This is a genomic window from Buchnera aphidicola (Macrosiphum gaurae) (assembly GCF_005080965.1).
GTDB lineage: Bacteria > Pseudomonadota > Gammaproteobacteria > Enterobacterales > Enterobacteriaceae > Buchnera > Buchnera aphidicola_S.
In genome coordinates, this window is sequence record NZ_CP034867.1 from 326,826 (window position 1) to 342,334 (window position 15,509).

The window sequence follows — 15,509 nt, forward strand, 5'->3', positions numbered from 1 at the left end:
TTAAAAATATAACAAATGTTGTTTTGTAGTAATTAAATTTATAAAATAGCAAAAACGTGATATCTTTATATAATAAAAAGATATCACAAAACAATATGATAAAATATAAAATTTATAATTTATGTATTTTTTTATTTATATAGTACTAGTCTTTAGCATATAATAAAAGGAGTAAAAATAGGAATTAAAAAGCTTTTTCAATATAAAAAATCTCCATTGTGTGTATTTTAAATTAAGTTATATCAAAAAAAATTTTCATATATTTTTAAATAAAATTTTTTTCTATTATTACATGTATAAAAATATTTAAAAAATTTACATTAATTTAAGATAATATATCAGAATGTACAAACCTATATCTCTTTTTATCGCTATACGATATTTATGGAATACTCATTTACCCAAGTTCAAAAAAATTATTACAATTCTATCGATTATAGCTATTGCTATTAGTACAGCTTCATTCATTATTATCATGTCTATGATAAATGGCTCCGAAGAAAGTTTCAAAAAAAATGTTTTATCTTTTATTCCACATTTGATAATAACTAATAAGAATCAGTATATTAAAAAATCTGAATTGCCTAAAAATATTTTAAAACTACATAATATTGAAAAAATTTCTGATTTTATTAGTAAAGAAATCATTGTTCAAAGCGAAAACGATATTGCTATGGCAGAAATAATTGGAATGGATAATACAAATTTTTTTAATATGAAAAACTATGGCATAAAAAATATTTTAGATGTCCTTAAGACAGGATCTTATAATATAATTATAGGAGAACAATTAGCTAAAAAACTTAATGTTTACATTGGTGATAAACTTAAATTAATCTTGTTATCTAATAAAAAAAATTTTTTTTCAGGACAAATTTTTGACCAACGTATATTTAAAATAATTAGCATTTTTTCTACTAAAAGTGAAGTTGATTATTACCAAATTTTAATGAATAAAAAAGATAGTTTAAATTTTCTAAATTATTCTAAAAATTATGTCACTGGTTGGCGAGTATGGTTAAAAGATCCATTATCTTTAAATATTAAAGAAATAAAAAAAAAAATAGACAAGTTGGTTGTATTGGATTGGAAAATACAAAAAGGTGAACTTTTTAAAGCAATAAAAATTGAACAATATATTATGTTATTTTTATTTTTTTTGATTTTATTAGTATCTATTTTGAATATATTTATAACGCTTACTGTGCATACAATAGAGAAAAAAAATGCTATAGCAATTTTAAAAACACAAGGATTACTAAATTGGAAAATTATGTTAGTATTTGTTATGTTTGGTTCAGGTACTGCAATTATTGGAAATATATTAGGAACCATAATTAGCGTTGCACTAATAATTCAAAATGATATCTTAAAATTTTTGATTAATATTTTTTTTAATGAAACTGATATACCAATAATTATTCAACCGTATCAAGTATTTATGATTAACATTCTTTCTACACTATTTACAATCTTTTTAACATTATATCCGTCTTGGAATGCTGTTAGATTGAAACCATCTAGAATTTTATCCAATGACTAATATCATTATAAAATGTATTAATTTAACTAAATCATATCAAAACGGAGATTTAAATTTTAGTATTTTAAAAAACATATGTTTTGAATTAAAGAAAGGAGATATAGCAGGTATTATTGGAAAATCAGGTTCAGGAAAAACTACATTTTTGCATTTGCTTGCTGGATTAGATTCTCCAACTTCTGGTGATATATTATTTAATGGTAAATTATTTAGTTCTATGTCATCTAATCAAATGGCTAGATTCAGAAATATTGAATTAGGTTTCATTTATCAATTTCATCATCTAATGTTAGATTTTAATATATTAGAAAATGTTGCCATACCTCTTTTAATAAGTAATAAAAATACAAAAGAATCTGAAGAAATATCATATCAAATGCTAAAAAAATTTCATTTAGAAGATAAAATAAAAAAATATCCATCTCAACTTTCTGGAGGAGAAAGACAACGTGTTGCTGTTGCTAGAGCTTTAATTAATAAACCTTCTTTAATAATAGCAGATGAACCTACTGGAAATTTAGATGCATACAATGCAGATATCATTTTTAATTTAATATTTCAATTAAATGCTGATTTTAATACTTCATTTTTAATTGTTACACATGATCCTATTTTAATAAAAAAAATACCTATTTTGTTCCAAATGAAAAATGGTCAATTATTTAATTATAAAAATTAGTTAAAAGAAATATCTAATGAATTTTTTACCTTTTTTAATTGCAAGAAGATTGCATCTTAAAGAAAATAAAAACTATACAGTATTATTAATCTCTATTTTATCTAAAATAGGAATTTCTATTAGTATATTTGCATTAATTATAAGTTTTAGTGCGTTAAACGGATTTCAGACATTATTAAATAAAACAATTTTATCAACTTTTCCTCATGGAATCATTCAATTGACTGATAAATCATTGTTAAAATGGCAAGATATAATACATGAATTAAAAATGTTTCCAGGAATTACCTATTCTGAACCTTATATTGTTAGTAATGGATTGTTAGTAATAAAAAATAAGGTAAAACCAATCGAAATTAAAAGTTTTAGCAATATAGAATGTTTAAAAAAAACTTTTTCTTTTTCAGATAATAAAAATATTTTATTTAAAAATATACGTCCTAACCATGAAATTATTCTTTCATCTTATTTATTAAAACATTTATCAATAAAAAAAGGTGATTGGATCAAGATATTTTTTTTAAATAAAAACGATAACTATATTGCTTCTCAAATACGCAGTTTTTCTTTCAAGATTATAGGTGTATTTCAATCTAACGGAATATTAGACGCAAACATAGGATATGTTTCTTTTGATTTTTTTAAAAAATTTTTTTACACAGATAATAAGATTGATACAATTGAACTGCATATGTCTGACCCTTTTAATGCAGATAAAATTGTTTTAAATGCTGCAAAAAAAATAAGTAAACCTATTTTAGCATACACTTGGATTGATAGTTATAAATATATATATCATGATATTAAAAAAATTAAAACAATCCTATACTTAGGACTTTTTTTTCTAGTAATTATTTCATGTTTTAGTATTTCATCTATTTCTTTAATGACTATATCTAAAAAAACACGAGAAATTGCTATTTTACGTAGCATGGGTGCTAACAATTTTCTTATTCAACTAATTTTTTTGTATTATGGATTACGCTCTATTATTATTGGTAATTTAATTGGTTTATTTATAGGGATAGTAACCATTTTAAATTCTAAAAAAATTATATTTTTTTTAGAAAAAAAATTCACCTATAATATACTTATAGATAACATTTATTATAATAATTTTTTTTTATTAAAAATTAATATATCAGATGTAATAATTATTTTTACTAGTACTATAATAATAGGAATTATGACAAATTATTATCCGGCATATTATGCCTCAAAAATTAATCCTAGTAAAATACTAAAACAATATTAAAAACAATATAAATTTTAATAAAGAAAACAATAAAATAAATAGAAATTAAAATAAAATATTAAATAGTGAATTATTAAAATAATTTTTTAAAATGGTGAAAAACTATGACTGTTAAAGTAGGTATTAACGGATTTGGTCGTATTGGACGAGTAGTATTTCGACTTGCTCAAAAACGTTCAGATATTGAAATTGTAGCTATTAATGATTTGTTAACTCCTGAATATATAGCTTACATGTTGAAATATGATTCTACACATGGTGTTTTTCAAAATATCATCGAAGTTAATAAAGACAACATTGTTGTTGATGGGAAAAAAATTCTTATTACCTCAATAAAAGATCCTGAAAAATTAACGTGGGGCGATTTATCAATTGATGTAGTAATTGAATCAACAGGTCTTTTTTTAACTAAAAAAGAAGCTCATAAACATATTTTAGCGGGCGCAAAAAAGGTGGTGATTACAGGACCTTCAAAAGATAATGTTCCAATGTTTGTGAGAGGTGCTAACTTTCATAAATATAAAGGAGAAAATATTGTATCAAATGCTTCCTGTACTACTAATTGTTTAGCACCTTTATCTAAAGTAATAGATGATGAATTTGGTATTATTGAAGGTTTAATGACTACTGTCCACGCCAGTACAGCTACGCAAAAAATTGTCGATGGAGCTTCTAATAAAGATTGGAGAGGTGGTAGAGGAGCATTGCAAAATATTATTCCGTCTTCTACTGGGGCGGCTATTGCTGTAGGAAAAGTTTTGCCAAACTTGAATGGTAAACTGACTGGTATAGCTTTTCGAGTGCCAGTATCAAATATATCTGTGGTAGATCTAACAGTTCGTTATAAAAAATCTGCCAAATATTCTGAAATATGTCAAACAATCCAACGAGCTTCTCAAAAAGAAATGAAAGGAGTTTTAGGATATACTGAAGATGAAGTTGTTTCTTCAGATTTTAATGGTCAAGAATTAACTTCTATTTTTGATGCCCAAGCAGGTTTATGTTTAAATAATAATTTTGCTAAATTAATTTCTTGGTATGATAACGAGACAGGTTATTCTAGTAAAGTTTTAGACTTAGTTTCTTTGGTATCTAGATAGAGATATAAAATGTAATTATAGTAGATATTTAAAAAAATGTAAAAAATAATTTTTTATTTGTGAAAATAAAATTTTTACTACAATAAAAAAATGATAGATAAATTTTATTTTTTATATATATTTAGCGGTATTGATTTTAAATTTAATACCGCTATTTATATTGAAAAAAAAATTTATATAATCTGTAAAATATTTCTATAATTTTATTATCTAGATAATTAAATAAGATAAGTTAAATATTTTACACTGTTTTTTTATCAATTAATATAGATTATTGTATTTTTTTATATCGTATAAATTAACACTATTTTACATTCTCAAAATAATATATTTTTTGTCAATAAATTTTTATTTTGCAATCAAACTAAAAATATGATTAATTTTTTATCTTATTGATATAATATGTACTTATAAAAATTAAATTTCTCATTCGTAAAGTATTTTTATAAAAATTAATTATTAATAATTAAAAAATATTATTAACAATTAACTAGATCTAGGATAAAAAAATTTTATATAGTATTTAACGATAAAATCTTACTACTTTTTAAGTATATTTAAATTATATTGAATTTATGTGCAAAATTTTTAAATTTCGTTTTATTTGAGTTTTTTATAAAAATTTTATTTTTCTTTGTTTTTATGTTTAATTTAGATTAAAATATGGAATAATTTTTTGTACCCATTGTTTTATTCTATGTTCAGTTTTTTCTGGTTGTCGATCTTCATCTAAAATTAATCCGAAAAAATATTCTTGATTTAATAAAGCTTTAGATTGTTCAAAACAATATTCTTTTGTAGGCCATTTGCCAATTATTTTTGCTTTATTTTTTTTGACAATATCATGAATCACACCTACAGCATCACAAAAATATTCACTATAATCTTCTTGATCACCACATCCAAATAATGCTACAGTTTTATTTGAAAAATTAATTTTTTTTAAAGTTGGCAAAAAATCATCCCAGTCGCACTGAACTTCTCCATAGTACCAAGTAGGAACTCCTAATATTAAAAAATTAAAATTTTCAATATCTTTCTGAACAGTATTACTGATATCGTATAATACAGAAATATTATTGCCGATATATTTTTGAAGTAATTTAGCTATTTTTTCTGTATTTCCAGTATCACTACCAAAAAAAATACCTATTTTTTTCATTTTAATCTCCTATATAATAAAATATATTTTTAATATGAAAATATGTTCATGTATTCGAATTTATATATTTATACAAGAAAAATTTTATTTTTTTAAAAAGGAGATATTTAATACATTTTAAAACAAAAATTTATAAAAATATAAATTTATTATTCAATTAAAGTAAATTTTTATTTTCGAAATACAAAAAAGACATATATTTATATTAAATTTATATATAAAAATTCTATTTTATACATTTTATATAAAAAAATTATTTTTAAGTTAAAAATTGTTGCTCGATTTTTTTTTCTTTTATCTATATTATAACAATGTAATTGTAAAAATTTTTATAAATATGATAATTTTAAAAAATAAAAATGTTTTTTCTTTTTATATTTATTTAAATTTTTTTTAAAAATTTTATAAAAAAAATATTATTTGTTGTTAGTTAAATGGTAATTAATTTTAATTGCTACATTTATACAAAAATAGTTAAAAAAAATTTATTAATGAGAAAGATATCTTTATAAGTCATTTCTTCTAAGTTTAATATATTAAAACATAAATATTATGCAAAAAAATTTAGTTTGGTTTCGCAATGATCTACGTTTGTATGACAATACAGCTTTATATCAAGCATGTAAGTCTGAAAAAGATAAAGTGATAGGTTTATTTATTGCCACTCCGAAGCAATGGAACAATCATTATATATCTAAAAAAAAAATATCTTTTATTTATTATCATTTAGTTTCTTTACAAAAAGAATTATTAAAATTAAATATTATCTTACATTATCATGAATCTACTGATTTTTTAAATTCTATAGAATACCTTATTTTTTTTTGCAATCAACATAAAATAAATAATTTATTTTATAATTATCAATATGAAATAAATGAACGTAATCGAGACTATTTAGTAAAAAAAAAATTATCTGAAAAAGGATTTTGTGTAAAAGGTTTTCACGATAACCTTTTATTTCCTAGTGAAGAAATCAGAAACAAAAAAAATGAAACATATAAAATTTTTACTTTTTTTAAAAAAAAAGCTATACAGTATTTGCATACCAATACACCTACCTGTTTTCCCATTCCTGCTAAAAGAAAACCTGATAGAGATATTTTTTTAAATTCTATTTCTTCAAACGATTTAATTTTGAATTTTAATAAAAATATTTTTCCAATTGGAGAAAAAAATGCTGTTAAACGCTTAAGAAATTTTTTCTTGCATAAGATCAAAAATTATTCTTTTGAACGAGATTTTCCTTTTTTAGATAGTACTAGTATGTTATCTCCATATTTATCTGCAGGAATAATATCATCTCGATATTGTTTAATAATGATTTTAAAAACAAATAATAATATTTCATCAAATGTTCTTCTTACTTCCTCTTGGTTTAATCAAATATTATGGCGTGAATTTTATTACCATTTATTAATTAGATTCCCCAAAATTAGTAAATCCGAATCATTAGTTGCATGGGAAAAAGAAATTAATTGGACAAACAATACAAAATATTTTAATGCTTGGAAAGAAGGAAATACAGGTTTTCCGATAATAGATGCTGGTATGAGACAATTAAATGAGCTAGGTTGGATGCATAATAGATTAAGAATGATTACATCTAGTTTCTTGGTAAAAAACCTTTTAATTAATTGGAGGGAAGGAGAGAAGTATTTTATCTCTCATTTAATTGATGGGGATTTAGCTCTAAATAGTGGAGGATGGCAATGGTCAGCATCAGTAGGTTGTGATTCTGTACCCTACATCCGAATTTTTAATCCATTACATCAATCAAAATCTTTTGATAGATCAGGCAATTTCATAAAGAAATTTATTCCAGAATTAAAAAATGTTCCTAATTATTATATTCATCAACCACATGAATGGTCAAGTAAACAACATTTTAAAATAGACTATCCTGTCCCCATTATCAATTATAACGATAGCAGAAAAAAATCTTTATCAATTTTTAATCAAGCACGATTAAAATTTAAAAAATAGGTATAAAATTTTATGAATAATTTTTTCTTAGAAGATATTATCAATAAAAAATTATCATCTAATGAACATGACGATATAGTTCCTAATGGTTTACAAATTGAAGGAACAGCAGTAATAAAGAGAATTATTACTGGAGTTACTGCTTGTCAAGCTTTGTTAGATAAAGCATTATTTTACAATGTTGATGCTATAATAGTTCACCATGGTTATTTTTGGAAAAATGAATCAAGATATATACACAACATGCAAAGAAAACGACTGAAAACTATACTTTCTCATGATATCAACTTGTACAGTTGGCATTTACCCTTAGATATACATCCAGAATTAGGTAATAATGCACAAATAGCTAAAAAATTAAATATTTGTATTCAAGGTAACATTTTACCCTATGTTTTTTGGGGAAGTCTAAAAAATAAAATAACAGGTTTCGAATTTGCAAAACAAATAGAGAAAAAATTTAAAAAATATCCTATACATCTATATGAAAATGCTCCATTGCATATTAGTCGTATTGCTTGGTGTAGCGGCAGAGGTCAAGGTTTTATTAAACAAGCATGTGCATTCGGAATTGATGCTTTTTTAACAGGTGAAATCTCAGAAGAAACTATTCATATCGCTAAAGAATTAGGCATTCATTTTTTTTCTTTAGGACATCATGCAACCGAAAAAGATGGTGTTAAATCTTTAGGTGAATGGCTACATAATAAATATAATTTATGTGTTGATTTTATCGATATTTATAATCCCGCATAATTTTATTAAATAATAATTTAATCATAGTAAAATATTTCAATATCTTTTTTACTATTATCAAAAATAATTTAATATTTATATATTATGTAGTAATTAATATGTGTACACATCTATAAAAATATATTTTTTAAATCTTTACAAAATTTCATGTAAAACTTTTTTTTAAAGAAAATTATGAACAAAAATAAAACAAAAAATTGGTTAAATTCCTCTTGGTTATCTAGAGAAAATCAAAGTTACATAGAAAAAATATATAAAAATTTTTTAATAGATGCTAAATCTGTAGATATTACGTGGCATAAAGAATTTTTAGATCTTTCTAAAAAAGAAAAAAATCTTCACAAGATAAATAATAAAAACAAAAGCGTAGATTTACTTATTAATCAAATCAATCATATTATTAATTCATTTCGTGTACACGGTTACAAGAAATCTTCAATTGATCCACTCGAATTCAAACAACAGAAAAACATTATAGATTTAGATTTGTCATCTTATAATTTTACACAAGAAGAAATAAATAAAAAAATTGAAATCAATTTTAAGAACTGCATTAATTTTAAAACTGATATAATGAGTTTATATAAAACATTATCTAAAAAATATTGTGGTTCTATTGGTTTCGAATATATGCACATAGATAATTTTCTCGAAAAACAATGGATCACAAATTACATAGAATCTTACTTTGATGAAAATTTATTAACTGGAGAAGAAAGAATAAATTTTTTAAAGGAAATAACTTATGCTGAAACTTTAGAAAAATATATTAGCAAAAAGTTTCCTGGTGCAAAGCGTTTCTCTTTAGAAGGAGCAGAAACATTAATTCCTATGCTACATGAAGTAATACGGTTTTCAAAAAAAAATGATATATTTGAAATAATATTAGGTATGGCTCATAGAGGTAGATTAAATGTACTTGTTAATGTTTTAAATAAAAGTCCAAAAATTTTATTTGATGAATTTTCTGGTTTATATCCATATCAAAAAAGAAGTGGTGATGTAAAATATCATATGGGAGGAACTGCGGAAATAAAAAATGAAAAAAAAATAATGTTTCAAATGGCATATAATCCATCTCATTTAGAAATAATTAATCCAGTCGTTTCAGGTATAGCTCGATCTTATATTGATGAAATAGGAAAAATAGATAATGAAATTTTGCCTATTAGTATTCATGGGGATGCTTCTGTAATTGGTCAAGGAGTAGTACAAGAAACATTAAATATGTCTCAAACTGAAGGCTACCAAATAGGAGGAACTGTTCATATAGTGATTAATAATCAAATTGGATTCACTACTTCTAATCCTAAACATCTTCGTTCTAGTCAATACTGTACTGATATTGCTAAAATAATTCAAGCACCTATTTTTCATGTAAATGCAGATGATGTAGAAGCATCTATTTTTACTATTCAACTAGCTCTTAATTTCAAAAAAAAATTTAAAAAAGATGTTTTTATTGATTTAGTTTGTTATAGACGTAATGGACACAACGAAGCGGATGAACCATCTGTTACACAACCTATAATGTATCATAAGATAAAAAATCACTTTACTGTAAGAAAAATATATTCTGATTTATTAATATCTAAAAATATTATTACATTTAAAAAGAATCAAGACATTATAAATAAATATTTTTCTAAATTACAAACGGGTCAATATATTTTTTCAAAACATAAAAAAATATGTTTTAAAGAAGAAAATGTTCCAGAAGAAAAAAAAATAAAACAAATTAAAAAAACTATAAAGTTTTCTAATTTACAAAATTTAGGTCGTCTCATAAATAATGTTCCTAGTTCAGTTAATATGCATCATCGAGTTAAAAAAATTTACAAAGAAAGATTAGAAATGTCTCAAGGAATAAGATTATTTGATTGGGGAGCTGCTGAAACATTAGCTTACGCAACAATTATTAATGAAGGAATTTCTTGTCGTATTTCTGGAGAAGATGTAAGAAGAGGTACTTTTTTTCATCGTCATGCTTATATTTATGATCAAATTAACGGTTCTACTTATGTTCCATTAAATAATATTAGTAAGGAACAAGGAAAGTTTCAAATTTGGGATTCTGTATTATCAGAAGAAGCAGTTTTAGCTTTTGAATACGGATATTCTTTGTTTCCCTCAAATACACTTACTATTTGGGAAGCTCAATTTGGAGATTTTATTAACGGCGCTCAAATAGTCATTGATCAGTTTATAAGTTCTGGTGAACAAAAATGGAATAAAAAATCTAACTTGGTCGTTTTTTTACCTCATGGTTACGAAGGACAAGGACCTGAACATTCATCATCTAGAATTGAACGATTTCTTCAACTTTGTGCAGAAAAAAATATGCAGGTATGTATACCTACTACATCATCACAAATATTTCATATTTTACGACAACAAATATTTAATGAAATTTATAAACCATTAATTATTTTTACTCCAAAATCTCTTTTAAGAAATCCGATGGCAAGCTCTTCTTTAAATACTATTGTCAATAGTAGATTTCAAAAAATAATAGACGAAATAGATATTCTTGATAAACAAGAAAAACGTCTTATTTTCTGTTCTGGAAAAATATATTATGATTTATTAAAAAATCGTCGTGAAAAAAAAATTAATTCTATTATTTTAATCCGTATTGAACAGTTGTATCCATTTCCTAAAAATGAAATATTACAAATACTGAAAAATTATTTTTATATAAAAGATTATGTATGGTGTCAAGAAGAACCTTATAATCAGGGTGCATGGTTTTATATTAGAGATCGTCTGAATGATATATTACCATCAAATTCTTTATTAAAATATATCGGCCGAAAATCTTCAGCTTCACCTGCAGTTGGATATATCTCTATTCATAATAAACAACAAGAAAAAATAATTTACAATGCGTTAAATATAAATCCAGAAATAGGATAAAGAATGAAAAAAATAAATATTCTTGTTCCAGATTTACCTGAATCTGTTAGTGATGCAACAGTTGTAAAATGGCATAAGAAAATAGGAGAAAGAGTTAATTGTAATGATAATATAGTTGATATTGAAACAGATAAAGTAATGTTGGAAGTATCTTCTCCATGTGATGGAATATTAAAAAATATTTTAGAAGAAGAAGGGAAAATCGTTAAATCTCAACAAATAATAGGTAAAATCGATCAGTTTAATATTATTCATAATATAAAAGAAGATAATTTATTAAATACAAAAAAAAACTATGAAAATAAGGAAGAAAAAGAAAAGATAGAAAGTTCTTTTCAGAATAGCGAACAGCATCTAACTCCATCTGCAAGAAGATTAATTAAAATAAATAATATCAATAAAAGTTCTTTAAATAAAATCATAGAAATAGATGATCAAATTAATTTTAAAAAAATCATAAAAACAGAAGAAGAAAAAATAAATAAAAATCTACTAAGTAATCATGATTTAGATTCCCATGAAGACAAGGAAAAAGAAAACAAAAGATTCGAAAATAGAGTAAAAATGACTCGATTACGTCAAAGAATTGCAGAACGATTGTTAGATAGTAAAAACAATACAGCTATGCTAACAACTTTTAATGAAGTAAATATGCAACCAATAATACTTCTACGTAAAAAATATGGCGAAGATTTTGAAAAAAAACATGGTATTAGAATTGGATTTATGTCTTTTTTTGTAAAAGCAGTAGTTCAAGGTTTAAAAAATTTTCCAGAAATAAATGCTTATATAGATAAAACAGATATAGTTTTTTATAAAAATTTTGATATAAGTATTGCTGTTTCAACACCAAAAGGATTAATAACACCAGTACTAAAAAATGTTGATCAAATGTCATTATCAGAGATAGAAAAAAAAATTAAAGAGTTTTCTATTAAAGGCTTTCAAAACAAAATTAATATTAAAGAATTAATAGGGGGGAATTTTACTATTACTAATGGGGGTATTTTTGGTTCTTTAATATCTACACCTATTATAAATCCCCCTCAAACAGCTATATTAGGAATGAATATGATTCAAGAACGTCCAGTAGTTGTTAATGGAAAAATTAAAATCCTTCCTATGATGTATATAGCATTATCTTATGATCATCGTTTAATAGACGGCAAGGAATCTATAGGATTTTTAGTAAATGTGAAAAATATATTAGAAGATTTTACTCGTATTTTAATTGATGTTTAAAATTATTTTTTATCGTTTAATATTTAAAGCTTTAAAAGTACAGTGATTAAATTAATTATAAACTGTACTTTTGCTATTATAATTAAACATTAAAAAAAATTTTACAAATAAAAAAATAAGATTCCTATGAATGATGAAAAAAGAGAAAAAAATGAAAACTAATAAAGTAGTTTTAATTAGACATGGTCAAAGTGAATGGAATGAATTAAATAAATTTACTGGATGGCATGATGCTGAATTATCTAAAAAAGGTGAAAATGAAGCAAAATCTGCTGCTTTACTGTTAAAAAACGAAAAATTTTTTTTTGACTATGCATATACATCTGTATTAAAAAGAGCCATTCACACTTTACAATACATTTTAGATGAATTAAACCAGAATTGGTTATCAGTTCGAAAATCTTGGCGCCTAAACGAAAGACATTATGGTGCATTAGAGGGATTGAATAAAGATGAAGTCATGCAAAAATATGGACAAAAAAAAGTTATGCTATGGAGAAGAAGTTTTAATATTAGTCCTCCCTTAATTAATAGAGAAGACAAACGTTTTCCAGGAAATGATATACGCTATTCTCATTTAAATATTAGTGATATTCCCTTAGGAGAAAGTTTAGAAATCACTGCAAAAAGAGTTATACCTTATTGGGATAAGGTTATTTATTCTCAATTAAAAAACAATAAAAAAATATTGATAGTAGCACATGGAAATTCTTTACGAGCTTTAATACAATATTTATATAAAATAAACAATGAAAAAATTTTAGAATTAAACATTCCTACTGCCACACCTATTGTTTTATATTTTGACAAAGATAATAATCCGACTAAATGGTACTATTTAAAATAATTTTTTCAAAAAACTATTTTTTACTTTCATATTCCTTAAAACTTCAATGCTAGATCGATCCAGTTATATTTAAAATTATATTTATATAAAATCATATGAATATTTTTTTAAAAAAATATTAAATAAATTTTTTAAATTTTATTTTTAATAAAAATAAAAGAAATAAAATTTTATAGAGGTCAAAAAAGAGGTTCTAATGATCAAAAAAATTGGAGTCTTAACCAGTGGTGGAGATGCTCCAGGAATGAACGCTGCAATTAGAGGAGTTGTTAGAACAGCACTTAGTGAAAAATTAGAAGTATTTGGAATTTATGATGGTTATTTAGGTTTATATGAAAATCGAATGATTAAACTTGATAGATACAGTGTATCTGACATGATTAATAGAGGTGGTACATTTTTGGGATCAGCTAGATTTTCTGATTTTTATCAAAATAAAATACGTTCTATTGCAGTACAAAATATAAAAAAAAGAAAAATAGATGCCATTGTTGTGATTGGAGGTGATGGATCTTATATAGGAGCTCAGAAATTAACAGAAATGGGTGTCCCATGTATTAGTATTCCAGGTACTATAGATAATGACGTATCAGGTACTGATTACACAATAGGTTATTTTACCGCCTTACAAACTGTTGTTGAAGCTATTGATCGATTACGTGATACTTCTTCTTCTCATCAACGTATTTCTATTGTAGAAGTAATGGGAAGATATTGTGGAGATTTAACATTAGCGGCAGCTATTGCTGGTGGATGCGAATTTATTGTATTACCAGAAATTGACTATAAAAAAGAAGAATTAGTTATTGAAATTCAAGCCGGTATTGCCAAGGGTAAAAAGCATGCTATTGTTGCAATAACAGAATATATTTGTGATGTGGAAGAATTAGCACAATATATTGAAAAAAAAACAAATCGAGAAACTAGAGCGACAATTCTTGGACATATTCAAAGAGGTGGATCTCCTGTAGCATATGATCGTATATTGGCTTCAAGAATGGGTGCATATTCAGTTGAACTATTAATCAAAGGTTACGAAGGTAAGTGTGTAGGAATACAAAATGAAAAAATGGTTTTTCATGATATAAAAAATGCACTAAAAAATATGAAACGTACTTTAAAAAAAGATTGGTTAATTACTGCTAAAAAGTTATATTAATATAAAATTAGTGCCGGTTTTGCCGGCGCTCTAATTTTTAAATAAAGTATGTGGGTTTTTAAAAAATGAATATTTTTAGTAAAAATAATATTTTAAAAAAATGTTTTGTTGAATTCTTTGGAACAGGTTTAGTAATTTTTTTTGGAATAGGATCCTTAGCTGCTTCAAAATTAACAAATATTAATTTAAATCAATTTGAAATAAGTTGTATATGGGGTTTTGGAGTATCTATATCAATTTATTTTAGTTCTTCAATATCTGGGGCTCATTTAAATCCAGCCATTACTATTTTTTTTTGGTTATCTACTAAATTTAATAAAAGAAAAGTATTGCCATATATTATATCTCAAATATTTGGTTCTTTTTTTTTTACAACGTTAATATATTATCTTTACAAGAATTTATTACTTTCGTTTGAAATGAAAAATCATATTATAAGAGGGACATATGATAGTCTTAATATAGCTTCTATTTTTTGTGTTTATCCCAATTATAACAATAGTTTTATTTACGATTTAATAATAGAAATGTTTTCAACTGCACTTTTTACTCTGATTTTATTAGAGTTTAATAATAGAAATAATAAATGCTTTTCACATGACAGATCTATAATACCTGTCTTAATAGGTCTTTTGGTTTGTATGATTAATTTAGTTTTTACTCCCTTAAATAATATCACATTAAATCCAGCACGAGATTTAGGTCCTAAAATATTTTTAAGTTTAAATGGATGGGGTGTTTTAGCTTTTACTGGAGGAAACGACAATATTTTGTATTGTTTAATTCCTATAATAGGTCCAATTTTAGGTGCTAATTTAGCTGGATGGATACACAAAGTATTTATTAAATAATAATTAATCTTTT

General features: G+C 23.9%; 12 protein-coding genes. 11 read left to right on the forward strand and 1 reads right to left on the reverse strand.

The features are described 5' to 3' along the window. The first annotated feature begins 343 nt into the window (after positions 1–343). The 4 genes from D9V72_RS01495 (at position 344) to gap (ending at position 4,577) form a co-directional block, all read left to right on the forward strand. On the forward strand, positions 344–1,543 hold the full coding sequence (locus tag D9V72_RS01495; protein ID WP_158354870.1) for a lipoprotein-releasing ABC transporter permease subunit: 1,200 nt from the start codon (positions 344–346) through the stop codon (positions 1,541–1,543). Continuing rightward, positions 1,536–2,222, forward strand: coding sequence for a lipoprotein-releasing ABC transporter ATP-binding protein LolD (lolD, locus tag D9V72_RS01500; RefSeq protein ID WP_158354872.1), 687 nt, complete (start codon positions 1,536–1,538; stop codon positions 2,220–2,222). The genes D9V72_RS01495 and lolD overlap by 8 nt, the downstream gene beginning before the upstream one ends. A gap of 16 nt (positions 2,223–2,238) precedes the next feature. Then, the gene (locus D9V72_RS01505; RefSeq protein WP_158354874.1) at positions 2,239–3,477 is read left to right on the forward strand and encodes an FtsX-like permease family protein; all 1,239 of its coding nucleotides are present in this window, start codon (positions 2,239–2,241) and stop codon (positions 3,475–3,477) included. 104 nt (positions 3,478–3,581) lie between these two features. After that, positions 3,582–4,577 (forward strand): type I glyceraldehyde-3-phosphate dehydrogenase, encoded by a 996-nt coding sequence (gene gap, locus D9V72_RS01510; protein ID WP_158354876.1) that lies wholly within the window; start codon positions 3,582–3,584, stop codon positions 4,575–4,577. Positions 4,578–5,223: 646 nt separating this feature from the next. Here the strand turns inward: gap and fldA are convergent. Continuing rightward, positions 5,224–5,739, reverse strand: coding sequence for a flavodoxin FldA (gene fldA / locus D9V72_RS01515; RefSeq protein ID WP_158354878.1), 516 nt, complete (start codon positions 5,737–5,739; stop codon positions 5,224–5,226). Positions 5,740–6,291: 552 nt separating this feature from the next. Here fldA and phrB point away from each other — a divergent pair. From phrB to D9V72_RS01550, 7 genes are all read left to right on the forward strand, one after another. Further along, complete coding sequence (phrB, locus tag D9V72_RS01520; protein ID WP_158354880.1) at positions 6,292–7,725, forward strand: deoxyribodipyrimidine photo-lyase; 1,434 nt, start codon at positions 6,292–6,294, stop codon at positions 7,723–7,725. Positions 7,726–7,737: 12 nt separating this feature from the next. Next, complete coding sequence (locus D9V72_RS01525; RefSeq protein WP_158354882.1) at positions 7,738–8,481, forward strand: Nif3-like dinuclear metal center hexameric protein; 744 nt, start codon at positions 7,738–7,740, stop codon at positions 8,479–8,481. Positions 8,482–8,655: 174 nt separating this feature from the next. After that, positions 8,656–11,397, forward strand: a complete 2,742-nt coding sequence (locus D9V72_RS01530) for a 2-oxoglutarate dehydrogenase E1 component (protein ID WP_158354884.1) — start codon at positions 8,656–8,658, stop codon at positions 11,395–11,397. Between the two features lie 3 nt (positions 11,398–11,400). Next, complete coding sequence (gene sucB, locus D9V72_RS01535; RefSeq protein ID WP_158354886.1) at positions 11,401–12,639, forward strand: dihydrolipoyllysine-residue succinyltransferase; 1,239 nt, start codon at positions 11,401–11,403, stop codon at positions 12,637–12,639. 151 nt (positions 12,640–12,790) lie between these two features. Further along, the gene (gene gpmA / locus D9V72_RS01540) at positions 12,791–13,486 is read left to right on the forward strand and encodes a 2,3-diphosphoglycerate-dependent phosphoglycerate mutase (RefSeq protein WP_158354888.1); all 696 of its coding nucleotides are present in this window, start codon (positions 12,791–12,793) and stop codon (positions 13,484–13,486) included. Positions 13,487–13,682: 196 nt separating this feature from the next. Next, positions 13,683–14,645, forward strand: coding sequence for a 6-phosphofructokinase (gene pfkA, locus D9V72_RS01545; protein WP_158354890.1), 963 nt, complete (start codon positions 13,683–13,685; stop codon positions 14,643–14,645). Positions 14,646–14,710: 65 nt separating this feature from the next. After that, positions 14,711–15,496: an MIP/aquaporin family protein gene (locus tag D9V72_RS01550; RefSeq protein ID WP_158354892.1), complete on the forward strand. Its 786-nt coding sequence runs from the start codon at positions 14,711–14,713 to the stop codon at positions 15,494–15,496. The last annotated feature ends 13 nt before the right edge of the window (positions 15,497–15,509 follow it).

Excerpts from the sequence above, each read along its gene's own strand:
- D9V72_RS01495 (WP_158354870.1), top strand. The coding sequence starts at position 344 with ATGTACAAACCTATATCTCTTTTTATCGCTATACGATATTTATGGAAT.
- lolD (WP_158354872.1), top strand. The coding sequence starts at position 1,536 with ATGACTAATATCATTATAAAATGTATTAATTTAACTAAATCATATCAA.
- D9V72_RS01505 (WP_158354874.1), top strand. The coding sequence starts at position 2,239 with ATGAATTTTTTACCTTTTTTAATTGCAAGAAGATTGCATCTTAAAGAA.
- gap (WP_158354876.1), top strand. The coding sequence starts at position 3,582 with ATGACTGTTAAAGTAGGTATTAACGGATTTGGTCGTATTGGACGAGTA.
- fldA (WP_158354878.1), bottom strand. The coding sequence starts at position 5,739 with ATGAAAAAAATAGGTATTTTTTTTGGTAGTGATACTGGAAATACAGAA.
- phrB (WP_158354880.1), top strand. The coding sequence starts at position 6,292 with ATGCAAAAAAATTTAGTTTGGTTTCGCAATGATCTACGTTTGTATGAC.
- D9V72_RS01525 (WP_158354882.1), top strand. The coding sequence starts at position 7,738 with ATGAATAATTTTTTCTTAGAAGATATTATCAATAAAAAATTATCATCT.
- D9V72_RS01530 (WP_158354884.1), top strand. The coding sequence starts at position 8,656 with ATGAACAAAAATAAAACAAAAAATTGGTTAAATTCCTCTTGGTTATCT.
- sucB (WP_158354886.1), top strand. The coding sequence starts at position 11,401 with ATGAAAAAAATAAATATTCTTGTTCCAGATTTACCTGAATCTGTTAGT.
- gpmA (WP_158354888.1), top strand. The coding sequence starts at position 12,791 with ATGAAAACTAATAAAGTAGTTTTAATTAGACATGGTCAAAGTGAATGG.
- pfkA (WP_158354890.1), top strand. The coding sequence starts at position 13,683 with ATGATCAAAAAAATTGGAGTCTTAACCAGTGGTGGAGATGCTCCAGGA.
- D9V72_RS01550 (WP_158354892.1), top strand. The coding sequence starts at position 14,711 with ATGAATATTTTTAGTAAAAATAATATTTTAAAAAAATGTTTTGTTGAA.